At 62.6% G+C, this 25,193-nt stretch carries 26 protein-coding genes; 21 read left to right on the forward strand and 5 right to left on the reverse strand.

Going from position 1 to position 25,193, the window contains the following annotated elements; genetic code table 11:
* Positions 1-18 precede the first annotated feature (18 nt).
* The 11 genes from P5W99_RS36230 to P5W99_RS36280 all read left to right on the forward strand — a co-directional run bounded on the left by P5W99_RS36230 (position 19) and on the right by P5W99_RS36280 (position 12,472).
* A complete protein-coding gene (locus P5W99_RS36230; protein WP_434667809.1) occupies positions 19-405 on the forward strand; it encodes a TrbC/VirB2 family protein in 387 nt (128 codons plus the stop codon).
* Positions 392-724, forward strand: a complete 333-nt coding sequence (locus tag P5W99_RS36235; RefSeq protein ID WP_434667812.1) for a VirB3 family type IV secretion system protein — start codon at positions 392-394, stop codon at positions 722-724. The genes P5W99_RS36230 and P5W99_RS36235 overlap by 14 nt, the downstream gene beginning before the upstream one ends.
* Positions 718-3,192 (forward strand): VirB4 family type IV secretion system protein, encoded by a 2,475-nt coding sequence (locus P5W99_RS36240; RefSeq protein ID WP_434667815.1) that lies wholly within the window; start codon positions 718-720, stop codon positions 3,190-3,192. Before P5W99_RS36235 ends, P5W99_RS36240 begins: the two co-directional genes overlap by 7 nt.
* Before the next feature lie 13 nt (positions 3,193-3,205).
* Entirely contained in the window at positions 3,206-3,955 is a 750-nt protein-coding gene (locus P5W99_RS36245; protein WP_434667818.1) for a DUF4141 domain-containing protein, read from the forward strand.
* A 39-nt stretch (positions 3,956-3,994) separates the two neighbouring features.
* Positions 3,995-5,017 carry a type IV secretion system protein gene (locus P5W99_RS36250; RefSeq protein ID WP_434667820.1) on the forward strand — a complete coding sequence of 341 codons (1,023 nt, stop codon included), beginning with the start codon at positions 3,995-3,997 and terminating at the stop codon, positions 5,015-5,017.
* On the forward strand, positions 5,014-6,414 hold the full coding sequence (locus P5W99_RS36255) for a TraI domain-containing protein (protein ID WP_434667823.1): 1,401 nt from the start codon (positions 5,014-5,016) through the stop codon (positions 6,412-6,414). The genes P5W99_RS36250 and P5W99_RS36255 overlap by 4 nt, the downstream gene beginning before the upstream one ends.
* Complete coding sequence (gene traD, locus P5W99_RS36260) at positions 6,411-8,291, forward strand: conjugative transfer system coupling protein TraD (RefSeq protein WP_434667826.1); 1,881 nt, start codon at positions 6,411-6,413, stop codon at positions 8,289-8,291. Before P5W99_RS36255 ends, traD begins: the two co-directional genes overlap by 4 nt.
* A 10-nt stretch (positions 8,292-8,301) precedes the next feature.
* Positions 8,302-8,823, forward strand: a complete 522-nt coding sequence (locus P5W99_RS36265; protein WP_434667829.1) for a hypothetical protein — start codon at positions 8,302-8,304, stop codon at positions 8,821-8,823.
* A gap of 209 nt (positions 8,824-9,032) precedes the next feature.
* Positions 9,033-9,638 (forward strand): DUF4400 domain-containing protein, encoded by a 606-nt coding sequence (locus tag P5W99_RS36270; protein ID WP_434667832.1) that lies wholly within the window; start codon positions 9,033-9,035, stop codon positions 9,636-9,638.
* Positions 9,639-9,873: 235 nt separating this feature from the next.
* Positions 9,874-10,749, forward strand: coding sequence for an ATPase (locus P5W99_RS36275; protein WP_434667835.1), 876 nt, complete (start codon positions 9,874-9,876; stop codon positions 10,747-10,749).
* A 10-nt stretch (positions 10,750-10,759) separates the two neighbouring features.
* Positions 10,760-12,472, forward strand: a complete 1,713-nt coding sequence (locus P5W99_RS36280) for an ATP-dependent helicase (RefSeq protein WP_434667838.1) — start codon at positions 10,760-10,762, stop codon at positions 12,470-12,472.
* A 381-nt stretch (positions 12,473-12,853) separates the two neighbouring features.
* On the opposite strand, the gene P5W99_RS36285 is transcribed toward P5W99_RS36280, so the two are convergent.
* The 4 genes from P5W99_RS36285 to P5W99_RS36300 form a co-directional block, all read right to left on the reverse strand.
* Positions 12,854-13,270: a bactofilin family protein gene (locus tag P5W99_RS36285; RefSeq protein WP_434667841.1), complete on the reverse strand. Its 417-nt coding sequence runs from the start codon at positions 13,268-13,270 to the stop codon at positions 12,854-12,856.
* Positions 13,271-13,285: 15 nt separating this feature from the next.
* On the reverse strand, positions 13,286-14,059 hold the full coding sequence (locus tag P5W99_RS36290) for a hypothetical protein (RefSeq protein ID WP_434667843.1): 774 nt from the start codon (positions 14,057-14,059) through the stop codon (positions 13,286-13,288).
* Between the two features lie 84 nt (positions 14,060-14,143).
* Complete coding sequence (locus tag P5W99_RS36295) at positions 14,144-14,758, reverse strand: DUF1845 domain-containing protein (protein ID WP_434667846.1); 615 nt, start codon at positions 14,756-14,758, stop codon at positions 14,144-14,146.
* A 614-nt stretch (positions 14,759-15,372) separates the two neighbouring features.
* Entirely contained in the window at positions 15,373-15,567 is a 195-nt protein-coding gene (locus P5W99_RS36300) for a hypothetical protein (RefSeq protein ID WP_434668438.1), read from the reverse strand.
* Here P5W99_RS36300 and P5W99_RS36305 point away from each other — a divergent pair.
* The 10 genes from P5W99_RS36305 to P5W99_RS36350 all read left to right on the forward strand — a co-directional run bounded on the left by P5W99_RS36305 (position 15,529) and on the right by P5W99_RS36350 (position 24,194).
* On the forward strand, positions 15,529-15,669 hold the full coding sequence (locus tag P5W99_RS36305) for a DUF7696 family protein (RefSeq protein ID WP_434667849.1): 141 nt from the start codon (positions 15,529-15,531) through the stop codon (positions 15,667-15,669). The two genes, P5W99_RS36300 and P5W99_RS36305, sit on opposite strands and share 39 nt — an antisense overlap.
* Positions 15,666-16,991 (forward strand): hypothetical protein, encoded by a 1,326-nt coding sequence (locus P5W99_RS36310; protein ID WP_434667852.1) that lies wholly within the window; start codon positions 15,666-15,668, stop codon positions 16,989-16,991. Before P5W99_RS36305 ends, P5W99_RS36310 begins: the two co-directional genes overlap by 4 nt.
* 208 nt (positions 16,992-17,199) lie before the next feature.
* Positions 17,200-18,582, forward strand: a complete 1,383-nt coding sequence (locus P5W99_RS36315) for a metallophosphoesterase family protein (RefSeq protein WP_434667855.1) — start codon at positions 17,200-17,202, stop codon at positions 18,580-18,582.
* Positions 18,583-18,676: 94 nt separating this feature from the next.
* On the forward strand, positions 18,677-19,351 hold the full coding sequence (locus P5W99_RS36320; RefSeq protein WP_434667858.1) for a hypothetical protein: 675 nt from the start codon (positions 18,677-18,679) through the stop codon (positions 19,349-19,351).
* Positions 19,339-21,660, forward strand: a complete 2,322-nt coding sequence (locus P5W99_RS36325) for an SMC family ATPase (protein WP_434667861.1) — start codon at positions 19,339-19,341, stop codon at positions 21,658-21,660. The genes P5W99_RS36320 and P5W99_RS36325 overlap by 13 nt, the downstream gene beginning before the upstream one ends.
* Before the next feature lie 72 nt (positions 21,661-21,732).
* Entirely contained in the window at positions 21,733-21,921 is a 189-nt protein-coding gene (locus P5W99_RS36330) for a hypothetical protein (protein WP_434667864.1), read from the forward strand.
* Between the two features lie 55 nt (positions 21,922-21,976).
* Positions 21,977-22,177 carry a hypothetical protein gene (locus P5W99_RS36335; RefSeq protein WP_434667866.1) on the forward strand — a complete coding sequence of 67 codons (201 nt, stop codon included), beginning with the start codon at positions 21,977-21,979 and terminating at the stop codon, positions 22,175-22,177.
* Between the two features lie 270 nt (positions 22,178-22,447).
* Positions 22,448-22,786: a hypothetical protein gene (locus P5W99_RS36340; protein WP_434667869.1), complete on the forward strand. Its 339-nt coding sequence runs from the start codon at positions 22,448-22,450 to the stop codon at positions 22,784-22,786.
* Between the two features lie 10 nt (positions 22,787-22,796).
* On the forward strand, positions 22,797-23,120 hold the full coding sequence (locus P5W99_RS36345) for a GntR family transcriptional regulator (protein WP_434667872.1): 324 nt from the start codon (positions 22,797-22,799) through the stop codon (positions 23,118-23,120).
* 444 nt (positions 23,121-23,564) lie between these two features.
* A complete protein-coding gene (locus P5W99_RS36350; protein WP_434667875.1) occupies positions 23,565-24,194 on the forward strand; it encodes a hypothetical protein in 630 nt (209 codons plus the stop codon).
* A gap of 348 nt (positions 24,195-24,542) precedes the next feature.
* Here the strand turns inward: P5W99_RS36350 and P5W99_RS36355 are convergent, their stop codons facing one another.
* Entirely contained in the window at positions 24,543-24,785 is a 243-nt protein-coding gene (locus tag P5W99_RS36355) for a hypothetical protein (RefSeq protein WP_434667877.1), read from the reverse strand.
* Between the last annotated feature and the right edge of the window lie 408 nt (positions 24,786-25,193).

The raw sequence follows: 25,193 nt of genomic DNA on the forward strand, positions 1-25,193 counted from the left end.
CACTGGAGTCGACCAACGATGAAGCAGTACTTCGCACCCTTCCTTCAACGCGCCGCGCACACCGCGCGCGCGGCGTGCGCGCGCCTGTTCAGCCGGCGCGAGTTGCGCACCACGCTGATTGCGGCCGCGCTCAGCGCGATCGCACCCATGGCGTCTGCAACCTCGACGGACCTGAGCGACCTGGGCCCCGCAACGGATGCGATCTGCCTGATCTCGAACTACATCAGCGGCCCCTGGCTCTTCTGTATCGGTCTTGTCGTCTCGATCGTGGCCTTTATCGCCATCGCGAACTCCGAGAGCACGATCGGCAAGGTACTCGGCAGCGTGTTCGTCGGTATCGGTCTTGCCGCCTGCGCGATTCCGGTGCTCAAGGACCACTTCAAGATCAGCTATGTCTGTACGTGAGCGTGTCAAGGTCAGCCGGGGGCTGTCGCTGCCCCGGCAGGTCGGCGGGGCCGACCGGCTGCTGGCGTTGGCCAATTCGTTCGTCACGCTGCTGCTCTGTTATGCGTGTGGTTTTGACCTCGTGAGCTCTCTCGGCTTCATCGCGCTCGGAATGGGTATCCACTTTTTTCTGAGGTGGATGACTTCACGCGATCCGTGGTGGCGCTTCGTCATGGTCGTCTACAACCGCTACCCGGACGTTCACGAGCCGACGCCGGGCGGGAAGTGGTCCGCGCGCTTTCGGCGCCCCTACGGTTTCGATCAGGATCTGCCATGCTGAAGCCAGCAAAGCTGCGCGCGCTCGCGCGGCGCCCTGTCCAGGAAATCGCCCCATGGGCGACGATGGTGACGCCCGGCCTCGTCCTCGACAAGGACGGGTCGCTACTCACTTCCTTCACGTTCGAGGGCGTTGACGCCGACACGCCCAACACCAGCGACATCGCCGCGGCGCGGAACAACCTCGACAACGCCTGCAAGAACTTCGACCATCGCGTTACCGCATGGTGGCGGCTCTCGCACCGCCGGGTGAAGGGGGAGATCGACGGCGAATTCGCTTCCCGGCTCGACACGCGTCTGGACGAGATCAACCGCGAGCACGTCGGCAGCGGAAAATTCTTTCGCAACTCCCACTCGTTGTCGCTTGCGTTTACGCCCGAGACGGGCTTCAACAAGTTCTTCGAGAAGGTGGGCTATCACCTGAAGGTCGGCGGCAAGTCCATGCCGTTCGCCGTCTTCGAGGCCATCCGCGACCAGGTGTTGACCCGCAACGCGTTCGCGTTCGACGTCGATCAGCTCACTGCTGATATCCGCCGCTTCGAAGGCCTGCTCGACGCGTTCCGGGGCGGTATGGGGCGACTGAAGATGAAGCGCCTGGAACTGCAGCATGCGCTCGCCCATCTGCACCAGAGCGCTAACCCCTCCGTGCCGCCGCGGCGCGTCCGTTATCCGGTTACGATGCTAGACACGCACCTGACCGAATCCATTGTGACCTACGGCGCCGAGCACCTGCTGTTTGAGTCAGCACACGGCAAGCGGTTCGCGAAGATCATCGCCGTCAAGGAATGGCTCGGATTCCAGGAGGCGGCGCTCGATGTGCTTTGCGACGTGGATGCGGAACTCGACATCTGCGTGATGTTCCGCTTCCTGAGCACGAGCCGCGCGGAAGCGTTCATCAAGTCGGTGCGCAAGTTCTTCAAGGCGGCGGCATTCAACCCCTGGTCGATCCTGAAACAGGTTGTCGCCAAGGAGGAACAGAAGAACGACAAGGGGCGCGAGTCGCTCGCCGACGAAGCTGAAGACGCGCTCACGAGGCTGACTGTCGACGGCGCGCAGTTCGGCTACGCGAATATCTCGGTGATTGTCTACGGCGACACCGCCGAGCAGTGCGATCAGGCTACCTCTGACGTGGTCGGCCGGCTGAGCAACGCGGGCTTTGGGCTCGTGCTGGAAAATGACAACCTGGGTGCCGCTTGGGCGTCGACGCTGCCCGGCCGCTGGGACCAGCAAAAACGCCTGCAGTTCGTGGAGACCGCCGCCGTATCGGACGTGGCGCCGGTGCGCGGCGTGCCAGAAGGGCAGGAGGTCAACGAGTGGCTGACGCAGCAATTCGGTCGCAGGACTGGCCCGACCACGATTCTGCCCACACGTCACCGGACCCTGCAGCGCGTCGTGCTCCACCATCCGGGTGGGCGCTCGCACCTGCTGGTCGTCGGCCCCAACGGCGCGGGCAAGACGATGCTGCTGAACTTCCTGCTATCCCAGATGGGACGGCACGACGCGCGGCGCATCCGCTTCGACAAGGAGCGCTCCACGCGCATCCCGACGGTTCTCTCGGGCGGCCGATTCATCGACGTCACGGGGCGCTACGAGGCGGCGACGCCGATCAACCCACTCTCGTTGCTCTCCGACGAGCAGCACTATGCCTATGTCGCAACCTGGGTCCAGATGGCGATCGAGGACGATGCCTTCCAGTGCACGCCGACGCAGGAGCGCGAGATATTCGAGCGCGTGACGTTGCTTGCAACCGGCTACGGGCCTGAGTACTGGACCCTCTCGTTCCTGACCACGCTACTGTCGGCAGAATTGCGTGAGCGTCTGCGTATCTGGACGAAGGGGGAGAAGAACGGGAAATTCTTCGACCACGTCGACGACGCGTTCTCGCTGTCGGACAACCTCTCGATCGAATGCGGCGACCTCTTCCAGAACAACCCGGAAGCCGCGCTCCTTTTCACCGACTACGCCTTCTATCGCATCTCGCAGTGGCTGGATGGCAAGCGCTTCACGGTCATCGAGGTTGAGGAATGTGGCTTCTTCTTCCTGTATCCGCGCTTCTACGCACGCCTGGAACTGTGGGCAGTCACGATCCGGCGTCTGAACGCGACACTCGCACTCGCCACCCAGTCGCTCAAGCAGCTTGAGCGCGTCGCGAACTTCGAGGTGCTCAAGGAGCAGTTGCAGAACATCTTCTATCTGGCCAATCCCGACGCGCGCAGCAATATGAAGCTCTATGGCGACGTGTTCGGACTGAGCGAAGGTCAGATCGACATGATCGTCGACGCCGTGCCGAATCGCGACTACCTGTGGGTCACGCCCACGCAGACACGCATGTTGCAGGCGAGCTTCGACAAGGAAACGCTCGCGGCGCTGCGCGCCGATGGCCGTGCTCAGAGTGTGCTGGACCGGCATTACACAGCAGGCGGCGAGAACTGGCGCGAAAACTACATGCGCGAAATGCTTACCTTCGATTGACAGGTGACACACCATGAAAAAGACCGTATTCCGTGCTGCTCTCACGGCGGTGACGCTGCTATGCATGTCCCCGGCCGCTCGAGCCCAATGGATTGTGTTTGATCCGACCAACTTCGGCCAGAACATCATCACGGCGGCGAAAGCGGTGCAGGGCGAGATCTACCAGAACACGAACATCGTCTATCAGTACCAGATGATGGCAAATCAGCTGCTCCAGGCGACTGGCCTCAACCCGGTGGCGATGAAGGCGCAGTATGACCAAATCCAGTCCGACATCAAGACGGCCACGCAGTACACAGGCACGCTAACCAACCTGTATGGCAGCCTTCAGCAGGGCGGCCAGTACATCTCGCGCGTCCAGAACCTGATTGCCACTTCCGGCAAGTCGCCGACACAATGGCTTTCGGACATGAACTCGCTCTACAAGCAGGGCGACGCGATTGCGACGAACCTGTTCCAGACGGGCAATACGGTGAACCAGCATATCCAGACACTCGCGCAACGCCGCGCGGATCTGCAGTCGCAGCTGTCGCTGTCGCCAACCCAGCAGGCCACCGCGAGCCTAACGACGCACTATCTCGATATCGTCAGCAGTCAGAACAATGACCTCCTGCAGATGATGTCGGCAAAAACGCAGAGTGACGCGCAAACCCAGGCGATCACCAATGAATCGGCGAAGAACCGGTTGACGGCTGCACAGGCCTACACGTCACAGCAGGATAGCGAGCGCGCGAAATTCGATGCGCTGCCCACCGGCAATTGAGGAAACAAGATGCGCTTTCGACAGTTCCTCGCTGCCGTGATGCTGGGCTTCGCGTTGTTTGGCTTCCTCGCACCTTGTGCCTCGGCTGACGATACACAGGCCGGGGGGCAGCAGATCACGCCGTCAACGAGCAGTACGGTCGTCACGCAACCGTCGTCGGGCAATGACACGTTCGGCTCAACGATGAAGCAGGGCGAAATTGCCGCGGGTGCTTCCAGGGCAGCAGCCAAGGCATCCTCGCTTTTTGCGTCGGTTATCCCGGCAGCGGTCACCGTCAGCCAGAGCATAAAGAGCGAGGCCGACAAGTTCGCCGCCGGTCTCGGCGTCATCACGCTCATTCTGGCGTATGTACGCTACTCCGCCACCCGCGACCCCGTGTCAGCATGGGTCACGGTGTTCGAGGAGGTCGGCATGCTTGGCCTCTTCGCCTCGGTCTACGTCAGTTACCAGACCTTCGCGCCCGGCTTTTACAACTGGTTCCAGACGCTCGCGAACCTGATCCAGGCGGGTGCGGGGCAGGGCGTCTCAGCGTCCATGGCGGCCGCCGGCGGCGCTGTCATGGAGGCGGTAGTGAAGGCGTACGAGGGCACGTCGTGGACCAACTACGTTGCGCTTACGATCTCGATGGTCCCGATGCTGCTCGCGTACCTCGTTCTGGTGATTACCAGCATCGTCTTTGCTTTCATGAACAACCTCGGCTTGATCCAGGCGGCCGCTGGCATCGTGATGGGCCAGATTGCCGTGGCACTCGGGTTTTCGTCCTACACGCGAGGGTATTTCAAGTCGTGGCTCGACTATATGGTCAGCGCGGGCATGTACTGCGTTGTCTCGGCAATCCTCCTGAAACTCGTTGCGGCGTCCCTCAATACTGCGATTGCCGATGCCACGTCGATGGGGCTCTCGACTGCAGAAGGTGCGTCGTACGTGTTCGATCTCTCGCTCTTCGTCTTCCTGCTCTCGTTCGAGATTCCGAAGATGGCGGGAATGTTTGGCGGTGGCGCTAACGCGTCTGGCTCGTTTATGAAGAAGGCAGCCAGCGTCGCAACGGGAGGGATCCTGTGAGCGGCGCACTCATGCATCAGCCGATGGAGGCCGTAGCGCTTCTCACCGTGCACGACCGACGGGTGGCACTTATCCGGCAGGCCGCCAACGAGGCGAGCGAGGACGATTACCGCCTGCGCTGGAACGATCTGCTCGCACGCTGTGCGGCGTGGTTTTCGAGCCTGCCTTATTCGCCTGAGCTTTACCGTGAACCCGGTGGCGCGTTTCGCTGCACGATCGAGACCGCGTTCTATGCGATGCGGCTCGCTGGCGGCCAGAAGTTCGGCACCAACCTGCCGTCGGAGAAACGCCGCGACGTTGAACCGCAATATAACCACGCCGTGTTCCTTGCGGCGGTGTGTTCGGGCCTTGACGAACCGTACCGGCACTTCGTGGTGCTTCGCGACCGGGACCGCGCGCAATGGAATCCGGCGGCGCACGGCGCGCTTGGGCCGTGGCTTGCCGGCGACGCTTACGCGCTGCAGCGCAGGCCGGCACCGCTGCCGGTCGAACGCATGCGCACGGCACTGTTCGCGCAGAACCTGATTGGCCACGATCTGCTGGCCGGTTACGAGGCCGAGGTGCTCGCACAGCTCTTCGGCGCGATCAACCCAGTGGCGCAACCGCAGGGCGGCGAATCGCTTGTGCACAAGGTCGTACGTCAGGCTGTGGCCGTGGCGGCCGATTTTGACCGCAAGGCGCAGCACGCTGTCTATGAGGCGGTGCAGTACCCGGTGCCGCTTGCCGTTCACGTCGCGGCCGCCGTTCAGCCAGTCGTGACGCAGCCACCCGCAGCGACGCCAGCACCCGCTGCCGCGCCCGCCGAGCCGCCTGCGCCCCGACCAGCAGCATCAACCGCGTCAGGCGCCGCGGCAGAGGCCGCGCCCGCGGCGCAGGCCGGCGATCCGGTCGTCGATCCAAAGCCGGCAACGGCGCGCGAGGCCGATGTCGCCGTTTCCGCGCCGCCGCCTTGGTCCTCGAGCGGCCCTACCGATACACCGCCACAGGACCAAACCGCGTCGCCCTTGCGCGCGAAAGACGATTCGCAGCTCGGACTACCGTTTTCAGGAGAGGGGCCGCCGCCGGCGTCCGTCGATCCGGCGGCCATGCGGCCCGCAGGACGGCCGGCCCGCGCCGCCGTATCGTCAGGTTTCGACGAGGTTCTGGAGGGACAACCGAACATGATCCGTGAGTTCTTCCGCGCGCTCGCCGAAGACGTGGCCGGAGGCAAGGCGAAGGTGAACTGGACAGACAACGGGCTCGCGCTGCCAAAACGCCTGGTCGGAAGTTATGGCGTGGCAAGCGACACGCTCGTTGAGCATCTTCGCAAGCGCGGCCTGCTCGTCTCGAACGTGCAGGCGGAAATTGTGCTCGCGCCGCGTGCGGGGGAACTGATCGTCGAGCGAGCTGCACAATGAACGCGACAACGGGCTACATCAACCATTTTCGGCCGATCTACGAGTTTCGTGCCACGATTTTCTGGTGCTTCGCGTTCGTGGTCCTCCCGTTCACTGGCATGCCATATAGCTGGGCGTTTGGCCTCGCGGCGCTTCTGCCTTTGCTCCTTCGCAGCCGTCAGGTATTGAAGGCGCTGCGCTTTCGCATGGCCATCTCGACCAAGTGGCTCACGACACTGCCCGTGTCCCGCCTGTTGCGCATCCAGAAGCGCATGCGTGAAGAGAGTGATTCGATGTACCTCGGCATGGGCTTCGAGTGGACCCAGAAGCACTGCCAGATCGCGCACGACATCCTGCGCATGCCTACGACTGACATTCCAGGCTTGCCAAAGTGGCTCGGCAAGACGCGGCGCGGACGCCAGATCGAAGAGGCGATCGAAAAGATTTTCGCGCCAGCCGACAGCATCCGGGACCGCATGCCGCAGGGCGCTTCCTGGATACACGGGATGGAGCCCGACAAGCGGTTCGTGCCTTTCCACTACAAGGCGATGGGCGGCCATACCGCCGTTGGGGGCACCACGGGCTCGGGCAAGACGCGCACCTACGAGGTACTGTCGACCCAGGTTATCCATATGGGTGACGTGCTGATCATCATCGACCCGAAAAATGACAAGGACTGGAAGGCACGGGTAGAACGCGAGTGCGAGCGTGCCGGACGCAAGTTCCTGTACTTCAGCCAGGCGAAGCCCTCGGAATCGATCCGGCTTAACCCGCTCGAAAACTGGTCGCAACCTTCGGAAATCCCGGCGCGCCTCGCGCAGCTGATGGAGGAGGGACCGTTTCGCGACTTCGCGTTTCTCTTCATCGACCGCGCCATGAAGGGCGAACTGTACGTGGGCGACAAGCCGAACCTCCGTTCGATCCTGAAGTACGCCCAAGCCGGCGTCGCCAAACTGCTCGAACGCAGCCTCGAGCGGTTCTTCCGCGAAGCGGGACTCGCGAACTGGGAGGAGCTTGTTGCGACGACGAAGACGATGATCGGCGGCAAGCCCGGCAGCGTGTCGGACGTTGACGCGATGGTGCTGCTGTACAACGAACGCTATGCGCACGCTAACCTGGGACACGAGGCAATCGACGGTCTGATTGCGACACATACGCACGATCGTGATCACTACATGCGCATCATCGCCTCGGTGATGCCTTTGCTTCAGATGCTCGCAACGGGCGAGACAGGTCTCATGCTCGCGCCGAAGGTCGAGGACTTCGCGGACGAGCGCGAGATCTGGGACATCGATCGCATCATCAAGCAGAGAGCTGTGCTCTACATGGGATTCGATTCCCTCTCGAACAGCATCGTGCAAAAGGCAATCGCGTCACTGGTGCTTGCCGATGTGGCGGCGGTGTGCGGCGCGGTCTACAACTTCTACAAGACCAACCCTGACGTGGTCCTGATCATCGATGAGGTTGCTGAAGCGATCAATGAACAGGTCATTCAGATCCTGAACAAGGGTCGCGGCGCGGGCTTCAAGGCGTTCGTTGCGTTCCAGACCCGCTCCGACGTCGAGGCGAAACTCGGAAACGCGGCGAAGATGCTGCAGGTTTTGGGTAACCTCAATAATCAGGTCATTCTAAGATTAGAGGACAGTGACACTGCCCAGTGGTTCTCTGACAAGGTCGGGGAGACAGCGATCCGCAACATCCAGATTTCAGGCTCCACGAGTCGTGGCAGCGAAGGCCATATCGGCGAATTCAATGGCGGCATTACACGGTCACTGCAACTGGAAAAGGCACCGCTCATCCCGACGGCGCTGATCCAGCGGTTGCCGAACCTGCAGTACTTCATGCGCATCTCCGGTGGCGCTGTGTATCAGGGCCGCATTCCAATCCTGCAAGGCTAATTAAAAAGGCATGACTTCCACCGTGCTCAAGAAAATCATCCGCGACTACAAGCTCTCGGCGCATCTGGTGCCGGTGTTTACGCTCGCACCCGAACTGGAGCTCGCGTGCTCGCGCCTGGCAGATTTCATTGGCGAGCGGTTTGCTGGCGAGAGCGGCCCGCTCATGCGCGAGATGCTCGAGGACGGACTGGCGGCATACAAGCGCGTGCGCAAGACAGGCGAGCCACACGTCGCGTTCATGCAGGGTCTCTTCCGCCGCTCGCACCTGCTTTACGCGCGACGTTACGTCGTGCGCCAGGGCGAACGGCTCCACGTCTGGTCGCCGATGTTCGAGGCGGTGACGGCATTCGAGGCGCGCTATCCCGAGTGCGCAACGCAGATGATCGACGAGGCCTGTCCGGAGCGCATCACGCACAAGACCGCCGCGTTCCAGCTCGCCGCCCGCGCGCTGACCGGCGAGGGATTCCGCCTTTACTTCGAGGACTACGATGTCGCTCACAGCTACCCTGATAGCGAAACTCTCGGGGCTTGATCCTGACGACGCAAAGCGCGCGCTTTCGACGGCCGCGGCGCAGGATGATCCCACTGCACCCGCTCCGCGCGAGTTCTCACGCGGTCGGGGTGCTCGTGCCTACGGCCTTGCCATCGTGATCGTGCGAAATCCGGTTCGCTTCTGGGTCGGCGTGGCAGGACTGATCGCGTTTCCCGCCTATCTGATCTTCCGCGTCGGAGCGTCGCTTCATGGCTAGCAGCAGCCGGTTCGTGCGCCACGTCAAGTGGTGGTTTTTCGTCGTGCCACTGCTCGCGAGCGTACTGCTCCCGATCATTCCGGAAACCGGGCTCTTCGAGATCAGCGGTGCCGAATCGGAATCGGCGGTTGCGGCACTCGGCGATGAACGGGCCGCACGCGCTGTCGGAACGACGAACGTTATGTTTCGCCGCTTCTTCGTTACGACCGGAGCGGTGCAGGCGACCCTGAGGGCCGGTGGTGGAGACGGATTCGACGCGGATGGCACCCGCCGCTTCGCACAGGGGTGGGCCCGTCATTTCTGGATGCTCGTCTATCGCGCGCTCTATCGTGCGGTGGTGATGAAGGCCTGGCTCGCAGGAACGGTCGTGCTCTGCATGGCAGCTTGGGTCGACGGGACCATGAGACGCAAGATCCGCGCGGCCGCTGCGGGATTCGCAAGCCCGCTCTCATTCCACCTGGCGATGCACGGCGTGCTCATGGTGCTTGGCAGTGCGTTCGTCGTCCTGGTGCTGCCCGTGCCACTCATCGTGCAGTGGTGGACGGTGTTCGCGATCTTCCTCCCATTACTGCTGTGGATTGTCAGTTCGTCGGCCTGAACCGTCAGACGTTCCCGCTCTTTCCGTCGAAAAGCTCACGAAAAACGTGAGCTTTTTGCGTTTATCCGTTTAGGCGCCTAAACGGGAGCGCAGCGCAGGGTGACCACGCCATAGCGGCTTACCTCAAAAGCCCCTTCATTTGCACTCGTTTCGCCCGCGCGAATTGAGCACACCTCGCAACAATAGACAAATGCCGCGCGCTGGTGCGCGTGCAATTTCACAGGAATCAGAAGCCATGAGCACCAACACCGAAGATGCGATCCTGATCGACGCCGCGGCAACGGCTATCGGTATCCCTCTCGCGACGACGCTGGCCGCGGGTAGCGCGTTGTCTGACGCAGCGCCCGGAGCGGGTGTTACGGATGGCGCGGACGACGCCGAGCTGGAGACAGAGCTCCAGCAGATGGAAAGCGACGCCACTACCCTGCAGCGCGAGGGCATGATCAGCCCGTCGGAAGCTGACGACAAGCGACAGCAGGTCGAACGTGCGCGTCGTCTCTTCCGTGACCTGCCGCCCGCCGAGCGCGCCGCGATCATTCGCCGTCGTCGCGAAATTGGCCGGCAACTGCTCGACAGGCAACTGTCCGGCGCGGCAATCGTACCAGCAGCGGTTCGCCTGAACCACACGCGCCTGCGGCCGCTCTTCGAGCAATGGTGGCCGTACCTGAACCGCATGAGCCTGAACATGCAGCGCTTCGGCAACTCCACGTTCGGCGATCGGGACAAGGAGACCGTTAATGCCTGGTTCGAAAAGCAGTTGCAGGCGCTCGAGGCGTACGTAGACGAACAGTTCCAGGTGGCGGATGCCTTTCGCGAACGGACCGAGCGCGAGATGACCACGCGCGGCGACATCGTGTTCCGGCCGGCAGTGACCAAGCCGGCGCTTGAGATCACGGTCGAGGCATATTCGCGTTTCTCGATGCGTGTGCTCTCGGTCATCATGCGTTTTGATCGTGTGATGGACAACTTTGACTTCCTGGTCTGGAACGGTGTGCGCGACCAGTCGGACGTCGACGAGGAAACCGCGCGCTTCCTTCGCAAGTTCCATCCGGTCGGCGTGCGTGGCTACATGACTCATCTGCGCCTGATGACCGCGGTTCGCGGCCTCTGAGCAACGCACCATGCTCGACGGCCTGAACCCACGGCAGCTCGAAGTCGCGCAGGCGCAGCGGCATTGCCTGGCCGTCGCGTGCCCCGGCGCCGGCAAAACCAAAACAATCGCGTCCAAGGCCGCGTCGCTGCTCGCGGCACCCGGCAGCCGGGTCGGGGCAGTCACCTTCAGCAAGGATGCGGCGCTGGAGTTGCGCGAGCGCATCCTCGCGCTCGCCGGCGCGGGCGCGAAAGCACGGCTGATCGCGGGCACCTTTCACTCGTTGGGCTTCCGGCAGATTGGACGGCCAGGCGGCAAGCGTCGCGACATTGCATCGGATGGCGACCGCACCGGGCTGCTAATGCGCGTGCTCGCCGAGACGGGCCTGAACTGGAAGGTCGAGGAAGCAATTCCGGTCATCGAGCAACTCAAGACCGGCATCACGCACGCGATCGAGGGCTCCCCCGAGGCAATCCTGTACGAAGCGTACGAGGACGCGCTAGTGCGCAACGGGAAAATCGACTTCCAGGACATGCTGCGCCTGGCCATTGCAGGCATGGAATCAGGGGATATTGAACCCTACGCGTTCACCGATCTGCTCGTTGACGAGTTTCAGGACACCGACCCGCTGCAGTACCGCTGGGTCGAACTGCATGCGGCTGCCGGCGCGAGGGTGACCGTGGTCGGTGACGACGACCAGAGCATCTATGGCTTTCGCGCCGCGATGGGGTTTCGTGGCATGGAGGGCTTCGCCACGAAGTTTGACGCGCAGCGCGTAGTGCTCGGCAGCAACTACCGTTGCCGGTCCGAGATCCTGGCGGCCGCCGACCGGCTTATCCAGCACAACACTGACCGGATCACGAAGGTCCTACACGCGGAAAAGGGAGCGGGTGGCACCGTTATTGCGCGGCGCTTCAACGATGAATACGAGGATGCGACCGCGGCTGTCGAGGCGCTGCAGCCTTTGCTCGCGGCCGGGCAGTCGTGTGCGATCCTCTCGCGCACCAATCGCGTACTGGACCCCATCGAGTCCGTGTGCCGCTCGCACGGCGTGAAGTACTACCGCGCATCGGGACGCTCCGTGCTCGATCAGCCCGAAGGCGCGCTCCTGTGCAACCTGCTGCAGATCGTGCAGCGGGCAAAGCTCAATGGACTTGACGCGGTGTTTGGCTACGCCGGCATGAGCACACGCGACCTGACGGCGTTGCACAACGCCATGGGCGCGACCCTCGTGCAGAAGCAGAAGAAGGATCTGGTTGCGCTGGGCCTGACCGAAGAGACGGCGACCGCGTATCGTGGCTTCATGAAGCGGCTCGCCGAGTGGCAGACCCTGTGCGAGCGGCAGTTCTATTCGCTGGCGCTTGAGGGCGTACGCGAATGGATGATGCTCTACGTGCGCAAGGAGGCGGCAGAGCGTGCGATCGTCGCCACGTACGACGTCATCTCGCGTCTGAACGGATCATTCAGTGAGCGCATCGAGTTCCTGAAACGGGTGAACAACGAGCCGGCGCCCGATGCGCTGGTGCTGACGACGATGCACAGTTCGAAGGGGCTGGAGTGGGACAACGTCTGGATCACGCGTTCGGAAGAGAACGTGGTACCCGACCAGAAGAGCCCCGAGCCTGAGGAGCGTCGCCTGTTCTATGTCGCAATGACGCGCGCCCGCGAGAGGCTCACAATCACCTCGATCCGCAAGAACCCACCGACGCGCTTCATCCACGAATCCCAGATTCCCGAGGCCTGACTGGTTCTTTCAACATGGATTCCTGCTTCAGCCCGCTGGGTTTTGATGGTGCACTGGGTGGAAAGCGCTGAGGCGGAATCTTGCAGCGGATGACGATACCTGTTCCGCACGGGCGAAAAATTGGGCCGCAATTTTGCGGCCCTTGACCCAGCCGCTCATGCGTATCGTTGCCGCTGACGTTCAGACGAAGCTATGCCAAATGAGACGTCCCCAGGCGAGTGCATGACTCAGGGCGTCGTCGCGGTGAGTCATCGCTGCAAAACTGTAGAGGGCCAACGGGCCAGCGACCGCTATTGTCGTCGCCGATGCGGCGAGCAGACATGGCGCCATCAACATCCGTTCTGGCAGTGTGGGTCTGTGTGTCATGGTAAAGACTTCCATTTATCCGGCCGGACTGGCTGCACGCGAGAGTTGTTGCACGTTCGAGGGCTCAGGCGCTGCTGCGGGGGCTTCGATCGTGAGTTCGCGCGCCACGCGCTTGAGCTGACCTTCGAGCGATGCACGCTCGCCCAGCCTGATCGTCCCGCAGTAGAAAATGTTTCCCTTGACCCGCCCGTTGATCTCAAGCGAGCCGCGTGCGCGCACGTCGCCTTCAACGGTGCCGTCGATGCGCACGTGCTCGCCGTCCACCTGTCCTTTCACCAGGCCAGCGGGCCCGACATGCAGCAGCCCTTCGTTGCTGATGAGGTTTCCGTCGACGATACCGAAGAGGCTTACGCCGTGGTCAAGGATGAGATTGCCCTCGATCGTCGAGCCGGGCGCGAGCAACGTGACATTAAGCGTGTTCTGCCGTTTCATGATCGATCCGGTCCTTCAGAAGAGTTGTACGTCGCCGTTGCGCGGCGTGGGTGCTGCAGTCGGTTTTGCGGCTTCAGCAACCGTCGGCTGCTCCGTGTGCGTCGGCGAGGCATGAGCGCGTGCCACGTGCCGTACAAAGGGCCGCGCTGCCGGTTGATCGTCCGTCGATGCTGCCGGTGCGACAGCGGCTGCCGGCGCTGTCACCGGTGCTGGTTTGATGGCGACAGGCGTGCTCGCCGCCGGTTGCTCCTGCTGCGTGACGTGCTGGCGCGGCGGAGAGGAGAGGGCCTTCTGCTCGTCGGTCACGCGCGGCGACTCCTTGGGGTTGTTGATTGCCGGCTCACGCGTCTGCGGGGCCTGGCGAAGCAATGCGGAGGGATCAACGGCCGCGCTCCAGTTGGCACGGCCACTATCCGTGAGCAGGTCCCTTGATGTCAGCGCCGGCGCCGATGCTTCGGCCGCCCCATCTGCGCGCGTCGGCGAGCGGGTCTGCTGACCTTTGGGAGCCGGAGCTTGAGCGTGTTCGCCATGAACCATCGGCCAGAGGCGGGACGCTCCCATGCCGAGAGCTGCACACATGGCGGCACCGCCAATCGCCATGAGTGCGCCGCGACCTAGCCGCCAACGGGCGTTCCAGACCCGTCGAACGGGCGACGCGCCAGCGGCAGGCTCGTGCGTAAGCAGCAACGGCGCGGGCAGTGCCCGAACCTGGCCTTCCAGATCGATGATGACGTGTTCGCGGGCGTAGCGCGCATGCAGCGCCTGGACCTCACGAAGATCGATTTCCATGTACTTTCTCCTCACTTGGGTACTGTCGAGCGTAGCCGTCCGGCGTCACAGTCAAGCCGGAGCATTCAGAGACTGGGCGGGTTTTCAGCGGCCGCGGCGCTTGCCGTCAACGTCGTACTCTTCGTTGTCCGGCATGCAGAGCATCACGATGTGCCTGAGTTTCTTCTCGGCGTTCGCGAGCATTGCCGCGCAGCGCTCGTCGCTTAGCCGATGTGAAGCGTGGGCCGACCACGCGCGGCTGAACAGGCGTTCGTACTGCGTCAGGCACCGGACGAGCTGACCGGTGAGCGGGCGCTTCACCTCAAGCTCGATCGTCTCGTAGTGCCGCGGAAGATTGCGTGCGCCGAGTTGCTCGGTCCACGCGATCGCCTTCGTGAACCACTCGCTTGTCTCACGTATGGCCTGATCAAGCGCGCGCAGCTTGCCGTCGCGTGCGACCGAAATCTTCGTTGCGCAGAAGTTGTAGTCCGAGCGCAGATAGCTGCGAACAAAGATCGAGCTGTACGTCAGCACCGTCACCTGGGCTGAATCGGGAATGATCTTCGCGTAGCGCGTGTCGCTCGTCAGGCGTGCGATGGGCTTGAGCCCGGTGCCTGAGGGAACAGCGGTGAGGAGGGCGGGTGCGTTGGGCGCCCCGCCCTGTGCCGCGTTGCCGGGTGTTTCCTCCGGCTGCGGCGCAGTTTCAAGAACGGCGGCCATGATGTTATTCGGGTGTGGTCTCTCTCACCTGTCATTGTGTTCCCGATTCGTCTGCTGATTTCCGGGAAAAGCTGCACGATATTGGTCACCATTCCGGCAACACGGAGCCGCATTTTTGGCGATACTGACTCCATTGCACGCGTCTCCTGACGCATCGACCTCGACTCCGTAGCCCGGAGTCCATCTTCTGCCCCAAGTCGTGCCTTTTGGGCATGCTCCGACCAGCTGGCTGCTGGTGTGGAATATCTCTCGTGCTGAGCGGTTCGCCACCTGCTCCCCTCTCGTCAGTCGTAATACTCGTCGCCGGCCGCATTCATTTGCGCCGCGACATCGTTCGAGCCCGGATATTCGGGTGTCTCTCTCCAGACCCTTCTGGGTAGAACGATCGAAGTGGACTGACCCGTGAACCTGCGGCGAAAACTCATGTTTTCGGAAAAGGGCTGTTCGCGCGACGTGATCATGTCGCGCCGGGAACGACCTTACGTTCCCTGTATGAGCCTCACGGCTCCCTGTGCGCCGCGTCCCCGAAAGGGACGTGGCGTGCGGGTCATCTTCATCCAAATCCAGAACGCGTTCCTCTTGCCAGGGGAGCGCGTTTTTTTTGTCCTGTGTTTTCACATTCGCTGTCCGGAGGCGCTCTCATGCTTCTTCCATATGGTCTTGACCAGCGCATCGCAGACACGATCAGCACGACGATCGAAAGCTAACGCGCCAACAAAGACACCACGACGAGCGCCTGGCGCGCCGGCTGTGAGGTCGCCCAGATCGCGATGCTCGCCGACGGCGAGCGACGCGATTTTCTTTCCCACATCGCCGCACACCGCGGAGAGGCGGCGGCATCGAACCTGGCGCAGTCGGCCAGCGAGATGCGCACTTCGGCGATCTTCTTTCTTGCGAGTAAACCATCATGAACGCTGTCTTTCCCCTGGGCGCTGCCCCTGTACGCAGCATCGTCGAGGAGCGTGCACCACGCGCCCCCGTCATCGGCCGGATTCGACCCGGCATCAAGGTCCTGACCTCCGCCGCGAGGCAAAACGAGCAGGCTGTCAGGCTCTACGAGCAGCTTGTCTCGGCCGGAGAGTCGTTCGAGAAGATCGGCGACGAAATCGAGCGGCGCTGCCGCATCCGCAACGCACTCGCCCCGCGCAACGTTCCGTATTTCACCTGCCGCCGTTCGGACTTCACCAACCCCGACGTGGCCGACGAAATCCTGCGTCACTACGGCGAGGATCGCGGCGATGGTCTGAAGCTCTACCGCTTCCCCGTTGTCTTCGCCTTCAACGACTGGATGGCCAACATCCCGAACGAGATGGCGACGTGGGGCACGACCGGGCGAAAGTACTTCTCCGAGTACGGCGTAGACGGTATGCGCTTCTGCAAGGAGTACGCGAAGCCCGAACGCGATGTCCGCGCCCAGCGTGCGCAGCGCAATTTCGGCCCGCGCTCGATCATCCTGCGGCAGGACAACGCCATTCCCGATGGTGTGTGCAATCCACAGGGGTGTCCCCAGTATCAGGCCCGGCAGTGCAACCTCTCGGCACGCTTCATCTTCGCGATTCCCGAGATCAAGGGGCTTGGGCTCATGGAGCTGCCGACGAACTCGATCTACGTTCTGCAGAAGGCCTATTCCGCGATGCAGACCGTGGCGCTGGCGCGCGGCAAGCTCACCGGCACGCGGTTCTGGATGTCGAAGCGCGAGTTTGAGATTACGCGGATCAACGAGCAGGGCGAACCGGTGCGACAGATGCAGATGCTCACCGTGCTCGATGCGGACATCGACATCAGCGCGTTGCTCGACGGTGCGGAAGATCATCCGCCTGCGCTGGCGGCAGCGTCGGAAGCAGCCGCGTTACTCGAAGGCGCGACGAACGTCTATCCGCTCATGTCGTCTGGGGAGCACCCAGGCGCCCAGAGCGATGTTCCGCTCGAAGGCACAACGCTCGCAGGTGAGGCCGCTGGCAGTATGGGTGACCAGACCGATGACTTTCAACATGCCGAAACGCTTGAAGAAAAGCGCGGACGCATGACGGACCTGCTTTGCCGGCTCGGTCTCAACGCCGAGGACCGGCAGAAGGACTTCCGGGTTTTCGGTCACGCCACCTACGGCCGCGGCTGGGCTCAACGTCCCGCCGATGTTGACGGCATGAACGCGCGCCTCGAGGCTGCGCTCGAGAATCGCGACGCGCTTGATCGCGAGATCGAAATCGCGGTTCGTGCGGCGATGTTCGAATGACCACAGCCAGCCCCATCCGGGGCTGGCTGATTTTCCTGACTGAGCCGGGAGAGTGTTTCAGCAAGGTGGCTTGCTCAAACGCTTTCGACCGCGCAACAGCGCATCGGAACTGCCGCAATCGCGGCCATTTTCTTTCGTCGCCGCGTGACGGCGTTCAACCCATCGAGGCTGCCTTCGGGCGGCCATTTTTCGTTTACGGAGGTGCGTCTTGAAGATTGCACATTTTTCTGACCTGCATTACTCGCCGGAGCGTCTGGACGAAGCGGATCGCTGTTTCCGCTTCGCCATGCGTGACGCGATCATGCGCGGTGCACGCGTGGCGGTCGTCTCCGGTGACTCGACCGACCATCGGCTCGACGCCCATTCCCCTGCACTCCTCACGCTCGCGCGGCGTATTCACCGCCTCGCCTCATCCATGCCAGTGATCATGCTGCAGGGCACGTTCTCACATGAGCCGCCTGGCACGCTGGACATCTTTGGCCTGTTGGGCTCGACCCATCAGGTGTACATCGCGAACCGCATCCAGCAGGTCGCTTTCGCCGACGGTCGCTTTCTCGCATCTGAGGGGCCGATCTTCACCGAAGGCGAACTCGCGCAGGTTCTGGTGCAGAAGCCTGAGGCTGTATTCACCGGTCTTCCGACCGTCAACAAGGGGCAGTTCGCAGCGAGTGTTGGCGCACTCGCCGCGGCGACGGACCTCGGGGACGTGCTCGCGACGTACCTGGCAGCGTCCGGAAAGGTGAATGCGCGACTGCGCGAGTCGGGGATCGCCACCGTGGGTATCTCGCACGGTACGGTCGTCGGTTGCGAAACGGAGCACGGCGTCACGATGGCGGGGCTCGATCATGAGTTCTCGCTCTCAGCGCTTTTCGATGCGCAGTGTTCGGCCTTCATGCTTGGGCACATCCATAAACACCAGATGTGGGAGCGGGGCGGGTGGGTTGTCGCGTATCCCGGATCTATCGGGCGCTTTCACTTTGGCGAGCAGGGAGAGAAGGGTTACCTGATATGGGAAGTGGATACCAATTCGGCCTCGGCTGAATTGATCCCCACACCGGCGCGCCGCATGCTGTGTATCGACTTTGATGGTCCGCCCGACATGGAACGGCTCGCGAAGTTCGCGAGCGAGTCCGGCGATGCGTTCGTACGCGTTCGCTGGCAGGTCAATGAGGAGCACCGGCAGTCGGTCGATCGCGCAGCGATAGAGGCGATGTTCGCAAATGCGCAGGGCGTGAAGCTCGAACCACGCATTCTTCCAGTCGTGCGCAGCCGCGCACAGGGCATCAGCCTGGAGACGTCGGTCGATGCAAAGCTTGGTCGCTGGTGCGAAGTCGCGAACGTCGACGCAACGCCCGTGCTCGCACGTTTGCAACTGCTCGAGACCGGGGACGCGAATGCGATCGCCGATGCGGTACTGGCGCAACTCGATGACGCGTCTGTGGCGACGCCGCTCGCGCTCGTCGCAAGCACGCCAGCGTCCGATGCAATCCCGCCTGACGAAGCTCCCACTGTTATTCCACGCACGCCCGGCGCTGGTGGGGCACAGGCGGAGACACTCGACTGGCTGGAGGGCGATCTCTTTGCGGCTTAACGAAGCAACGTAGCCGCCATCAAGTGAGCGGGGCCTGTACGGCCCGCTCACGCGTGGACACAGCCGTGTCCCGCCAGTGCGCTCGATGTTCCCGATGAGCGTGCTGCCGGCACAAGGTTCACCCGCGCCCCTGGCGCATCGATCGCAGCAACCGCTGCATCCATTTTCTTTTGACCCTGACGGGGAGCGATCCCCAACGGGGACGCACTCCGTCCTTTCTCTCTGGAGTGTTCCCATGTTTGGTCTTTATCCCGCTGGCCCCGACTGGGTCCAGCATTTCAATGCAACGTCACCTGCGCGCGACATCCAGCAGCTTCTCGTGAAGCACGCCGGATTCACGGCCGGTGTTTTACACCAACCTTATGGGCCCGCACGCGGATCCGTGATCGCATTGCGTCACGGCTTCGTCGTAATGATCCATCAAGAGGACGCCCGCGAGTTCGAGCTCGTCGTGGCGCCTGACGTCGAGATGACGAATCTGCTCTGGTCGCACAGCAATGGCTATGCGGGCCAGTGGTCGCCGCGCGAACTGAAGGCGCTCACGGCATGTGACAGCTGGGAGCAACTTCTGAAGGTTGCCGGTACGCGATTTCGTGCGGCCTGCACGGCACTTGAACGTGCGATTGACGGCTCGATCGTGCCGGTAGCGCCGACGCCGGTCGATCCGGTCATCGCGGCGCTGTTTCCGGAGGATGATGACGTGCCCTGGCTGCCGTCCGATTATCTTCACGACGCGCCGATCGGGGAGGGGATGCCATGCGACCGCTGATCCTCACTCTCGAGGGCTTTATCGGTGTGCGTGACGGAATGAAGCGCGAAAGCGTGACGCTCGACCTTGAAGCGATGCCTACGGGGCTGATTGCGCTCAAGGGCGCAAACGGCGCAGGGAAATCTACCCTCATGGACAACCTCCACCCGTACCGCATCATGCCTTCGCACGCCGCGAAACTCTCTGTCGACGCCTTCTCGTACTGGGACCACCTTTGTGGTGCCCAGGCGCAGAAGCTCTTCGAATGGGAGCACGCCAACGTGCGCTACCGCTCGACCTTCGCTTTTCGCAAGCCCGGCAAAACCGGCAAGGCGGAGTACTTCCTCGCGTGGCGCGACAAGGCTGGCCTCTGGCAACCGTTCGTCGCGCCAGACGGCACACGCTCCGACGGCAAGGCGGACAACTATGACCGATGCGTCGAATCGGTGTGCGGCTCACTCGAGTCGTTTTTCACGAGCGTATTTTCCGCGCAGAACCGGCGGCCGTTGGCGTCATACAACGCTGGCGAGATCAAGTCGCTGCTGGCCGAACTGCTGCACATCGACCATCTTCGCGCACTATCCGTGAAGGCTGCGGACGTCGCGAAGGTTCTTGGCGGAAAGCTCGACGGCATCCAGCACGAGCTTGCATCCCTGTCCCGGAAGCGTGAGACCCTCGCGCAGACCGAACAGGCGATAGCAGCAGATGCGGAGGCGATCGTTGCTGCACGGCGCGAGCGCGAGGGCCTTCTGGCCACCGCGCAGACGCTCGGGCGGCAACGTGCGACGCTCGCGGCGAAGCAGGCCGAGTCCGCAACAGCGGAGGCGCGCCTGCGCGAACTGGCAAAGCAGCGTGGTGAAGCGCGGTCGTCGCTTTCATCCATGCAGTCGGACGCGACGGAACTGGCGAAGCGCTTCAGTGATCGGCGTGCAACGCTCGCGAACAGCATCACCGCACACGAGGCGATGCTCGCACAGCGGGCCCAGATTGAGGGCGCGCAAGCGCAGTGCGATCAGGCGCAACTGGAGATCGGACGACAGGAAGCGCGCGTTCTGGCGCTCCAGTCGGAGATCGCCGGTCTTGAGCCGAAGCAGATGGTGCTGACCGAAGCGAATGCTGCCCTTGGGGGGGTGCAGGCACAGGGGGCAACCAAGGCTGCACTGCTCACGACGTTGCAACAGCAGGCTGCCGTTGTCGATCAGGTTCCGTGTGCCGGCCACGCCATGCATGCGACCTGCCCGCTGCTTGCCCAGGCGCGCGGCGCGTCAGTGCAGGTCGGTGAGCAACGCATCGCCGTGGAGTCGCTTCGCAAGAGTTATCGCGAGAAGAAGTCACTGGCCGATGAACTCACGCTTGTTGTGGCGCAGCTTGCGCCGAAACGCGCCGAGCTTCGTGCGGCAAACGACGCACTTGCTGCTGGCCGCCGTACGTTTCAGTCGGCCACCTTGCTTGCCGCCCGCAAGCCGCTTCTCGAAGCGGCCGCAAGCGGCATCGTGCAGGCCAGGGCTGAACTAGTCGATGTCGACACGCAGCTAGTACGGGTCGCCGAACGCCGTGAGGCGGAGACGGTCCGCCTGCAGGCGGCGCTTCGCGATATCGATGCTGAGACCGCCAGGCTCTCCGCATTCGATGTCACGGCCGCCATCGCTGATCTTGATCGTCAACTGCTTGTGAACCGGGAAGCCACCATGGCTCTCGACGCACGCATCGAAGCCCTCATCCGTCAGCATGCGACGCGCGAAACACAGCGCGACGCGATGAAGGCGGAACTCGAGGGATTCGGTGCAATTCAGGAGCGGGCGGTGCGGCTATCCGATGAAATCGCAAACTGGAAGCTGCTGGCAAAGGGCCTCGGCAACGATGGCGTCGTGGCACTGACGATCGACGATGCGGGCCCATCGCTCACACAGACGGTTAATGACCTCCTGCTTGCGTGCTACGGCCCGCGTTTCGCCGTGGAAATCCGCACGCAGCGCGAGCTGGCGTCGGGTGATCTGCGCGAAGGCTTCGAGATCCTTGTCCATGACGCCGACAACGACAGCACCAAGACGGTTTCGGTGATGTCGGGTGGGCAGAAGGTCTGGATCAACGAGTGTCTGACTCGTGGCATCGCGCTGTATCTCGCTCGCAATGCGGGGCAACCGTACCAGACGCTATTCAGCGACGAATCGGACGGCCCCCTGGATCCTGCCCGCAAGGTGCAGTTCATGAAGATGAAGCGTGAGGTCCTCCGGCAGGGGGGCTATGAACGCGAGTTCTTCATCTCGCAGACGCCTGACCTCGTACTCGAGGCCGACGGCGTCATCGATGTTGAGGCCCTGGCTGCCTGATGTCGTTTCCAAACCCTGTGGGGAGCGCATCCCCGCAAGGGGCGCTCCTCGTCTTTACTCCGTGGAGCAACCATGTTCAAACCGCAACCTTCCGCTGCTGCCTGCACTACGCATGCTTTTCGCGCAGCAGCCCCCCGCATGGGCTGCGAGCACGTCGACACCCTGAACGGCTCGCACTCGCACCTGCGTGACCTTCTCGTCGATGGCCAATGGATCACGGTTTCCGTGACCGATCCCGCCCTGCGGCGCGCTGCAGCGTGACCTTCTTTGCCGCCTCTGACGGGGCGGCGCACCTCCGTTTTCTGGAAACCACACCATGATGAATTTTCTGATGCTGCTCGTCGCAGCAGCCGGCACCTCGTCCCTCACTGCATGCACGCACGCGCAGCTTCGCCACCAGGTGGAGAAGCCCGTGATCGTTGTGCATTCCCCCAGGCGCGAGCAGGGCGAATTCAGCATCTGTGACGACGGACGCGTGCTGGTTTATCCGGCAAGCCATCCGAAGTCCTGCGCCTGACCCGCATCACGCGTGACCCATCCAGCACCCTGTCCCCTTTCGGGGCGGGGCTTCGGTCTTTAAGCAGGGAGCCATTTGAAACGACAGATCGTGACCGCGACCGTTGCGGCTTCACTCGTCGCCGCAGCCTGCCTGTGCGCAATGTCCGCCTACGCCTGCACCCGGCCTCCACCGTCGGGTGTCTCGCTCCTGGTTTGACGTCTTCTCATCACCTACCCTGCGGGGCGCAAAGCCCCGAACGGGGACGTGCTCCCCCTTCCGGAACTGAACATGACCTATTCGTGTAACGACTTTTCTGACGACATTGTGCGTTGCCTCGTCGACGCCGACGTGGTGAGCGCCGAGGCGGTATCCGGCGCGGACATCGGCAAACAGGCAGACATTGCCATCGAGGGAATCATCGCGCTCGTGCTGGCGAATGACAATACGCGCACGGCGCTAGCTGCGACCGGTGAAGGTGCCTTCGCCGACGCGCTCAACCTCGCGAATGCAATCGCTGCGCAGCACACGCTTGAGTTGCCGCCGACACGTGCCACCTTCGCTGCGTTCGTTGCGACGCTGCCATGTGGCCAGGAATGGGCGAAGCAGATTCGCCTGCGTTCGGTGTAGGATGCGCACGATGATGCATCCGGCCACCCATTCCTGCCACAGCACGACGACAACCACGGCGGTGCAGGCGCGTGATCAACTGCGCTGGCGTCCGGACTTTGCCCGGATTCGAGGGAAGATCTATCTCGCCGTTGCGGACCAGATCGAGCAGGCCATCCGTTCCGGCTTCTTTCAGCCCGGAGATGCGCTGCCAACCCAGCGGAGTATCGCTGACGATCTGGGGTTCCACCTCAACACCATCAACGCCGCATTCCGCGAAGCGGCACGCCGCGGACTTATCGAGAGTCGTACACGTCGCGGCTCGATTGTTTCTCCGCCGTTACGTACCGCCTGAAAGATTCATGCGCAAGCGCTAACAGGTAGTCGCTCGGTACTCACCATCCCCGTTCGGCGAATAGCGCCTGCTACTTTCCAATTGGCGCCAACACCTGGCAAAGCCCGCGCATCCATACGGACGCGTGGGCCTTTCTCCTCCCGAACGAACGTGACAGCCAGTTGTGGCACCAGGGCAACAAGCGCTGGTCGTGGTTGGAAAGGGCGCCGGATCCGGCGTCTTTTCCACGCGTGATCACGTGAACCACAGCTTATGCTGTCCTAATACCCCCGCGCCATTGGCGCATCGACATCGCACCATCGGGCGACATCTTATCCACTCCCAACGGGCGCGCGCCCGTTGGGGTGCTCTCCGTGGCCTATTCAGGAGAGCATCACGACAACCAGCTTCGACCGGCTTCGCGAACGGCTGCTTGGAAAGACCGGCGTCGTTCGCGGAAATCAGGTGAACGCTCGCTGCCACGACGAAATGCAGATGCGCGTTGGCATCCCGCACCGTGGTGGTCAACTCGCGATCCACGCCTTCAAAAGCGACTATCCAGTGATGGTTTCGGCGAACGCCTTCTTCAATCGGAAGACACAGCGCTTCCGGCTGCCCCAGCATTCGCCGTTGCAGGACATGGACGTTGCACTGGATTCAGCCGGCTTCGTCGCCATGCAACTCTTCAAGTCGAAGGGACGGCAGAACGGCGTCGGTGGCATGTACCCGTGGTCCTATAGCGACTATCTGGAGCTCGCTGTGCTCATGCGGCCGAGCTGGTATAGCGCGATGGACCTTTGCACGGAGCCGGAGGTAACCAACGGCGGGCTTGATACCGCCTGGCGCATTCGCGCGACTGCCACGATGCTGGAGGGAACGCTTCAGATCCTCGATGCGTGGCAGTGCGAGTATGCGAAGGATGTGAGCGCCACAACGGTTACGGAGACCCTCAAGCCCCCCGTACCTGTCGTTCAGGGCTGGACACTCCAGAATTACCTTCCTAGAGAGCCTCGATCTGACGATGGAAGTGTCGGAACGGCACCGGTGGTTGGCCTCGCCGACGCTGTTGGGCCTGGGGTTCGTCTGTCGCCGTGATCTTCACCATCCAAAGCACGGACTCTATGCGATTCTGGACGGACTGGACGGGCGCCTGCCAAACGGGACGAAGCTTCACCGTATCGACACGCACACGCCCAGCAATCAGGTTGGCGGCGTCGATCTCTATGCGTTCGACAACCCGCCCGCTCCGGGGTAGTCCTGTAGCGATTTCCGCGCTCGATGAAGTCGTGAATGTCCGGTGTCATTTCGTAGTGGAAGAGGCCGGAACCATCACCCGCGACCAGGCGCACGGCGCCGAGCGTCAACCCGCGCACACCGTCATCAAGAACACGGTTCAGCACCTGGTCGCGCACGCTTGCCGAAACAACGGGGCTTGTGCACGCATCATCGTCCTGGTGAAGACGGATGATCGCCAGCCAGGGCCCCGTCATCAAGAACACGGTTCAGCACCTGGTCGCGCACGCTTGCCGAAACAACGGGGCTTGTGCACGCATCATCGTCCTGGTGAAGACGGATGATCGCCAGCCAGGGCTCCTGCACCGTGAACATGAAGCGATACAACATCGCCCCAGGATTGCCTCTTTCGTCCGGGTAGACAATTGGTTTATCAGGATGTCGAAACGACATGAATGTTCCTTCGGTTGGTTGGGCCACCGGGACTGGCGACCGTTCCAGGCTACAGCATGCGATACAAAGTCAAGTTAGCACGGCGCCAGCGGGAATCGTCGCGCGAAGGCGGACCACCGTACGATGACTCGCGAGTCCCAACAGGCTGCTCGCCTCATCGTTGGATTTCCCCGCGAGCAATAGCCGCCTGGCGTAGGTGTTGCGCAGGACGCGCGGGCTCATGTCCGGAAGCCTGACATCGACCGCCTCCAGCGCCGGGTGAACCGTTGCCCAGAGACTTACCGGTTGCAACGCTCCCTGCCCGCGCGGCGAAGGGAACAGCAGACCGTCCGCCGGCGCAACTGTCACATCTAGCCAGCCGCGACGTCCGTCATCAGCATCGTGCGGAACTCCGCGGCTGTGGCCCGT

The sequence above is a fragment of the Paraburkholderia sp. A3BS-1L genome, assembly GCF_051125215.1.
GTDB lineage: Bacteria > Pseudomonadota > Gammaproteobacteria > Burkholderiales > Burkholderiaceae > Paraburkholderia.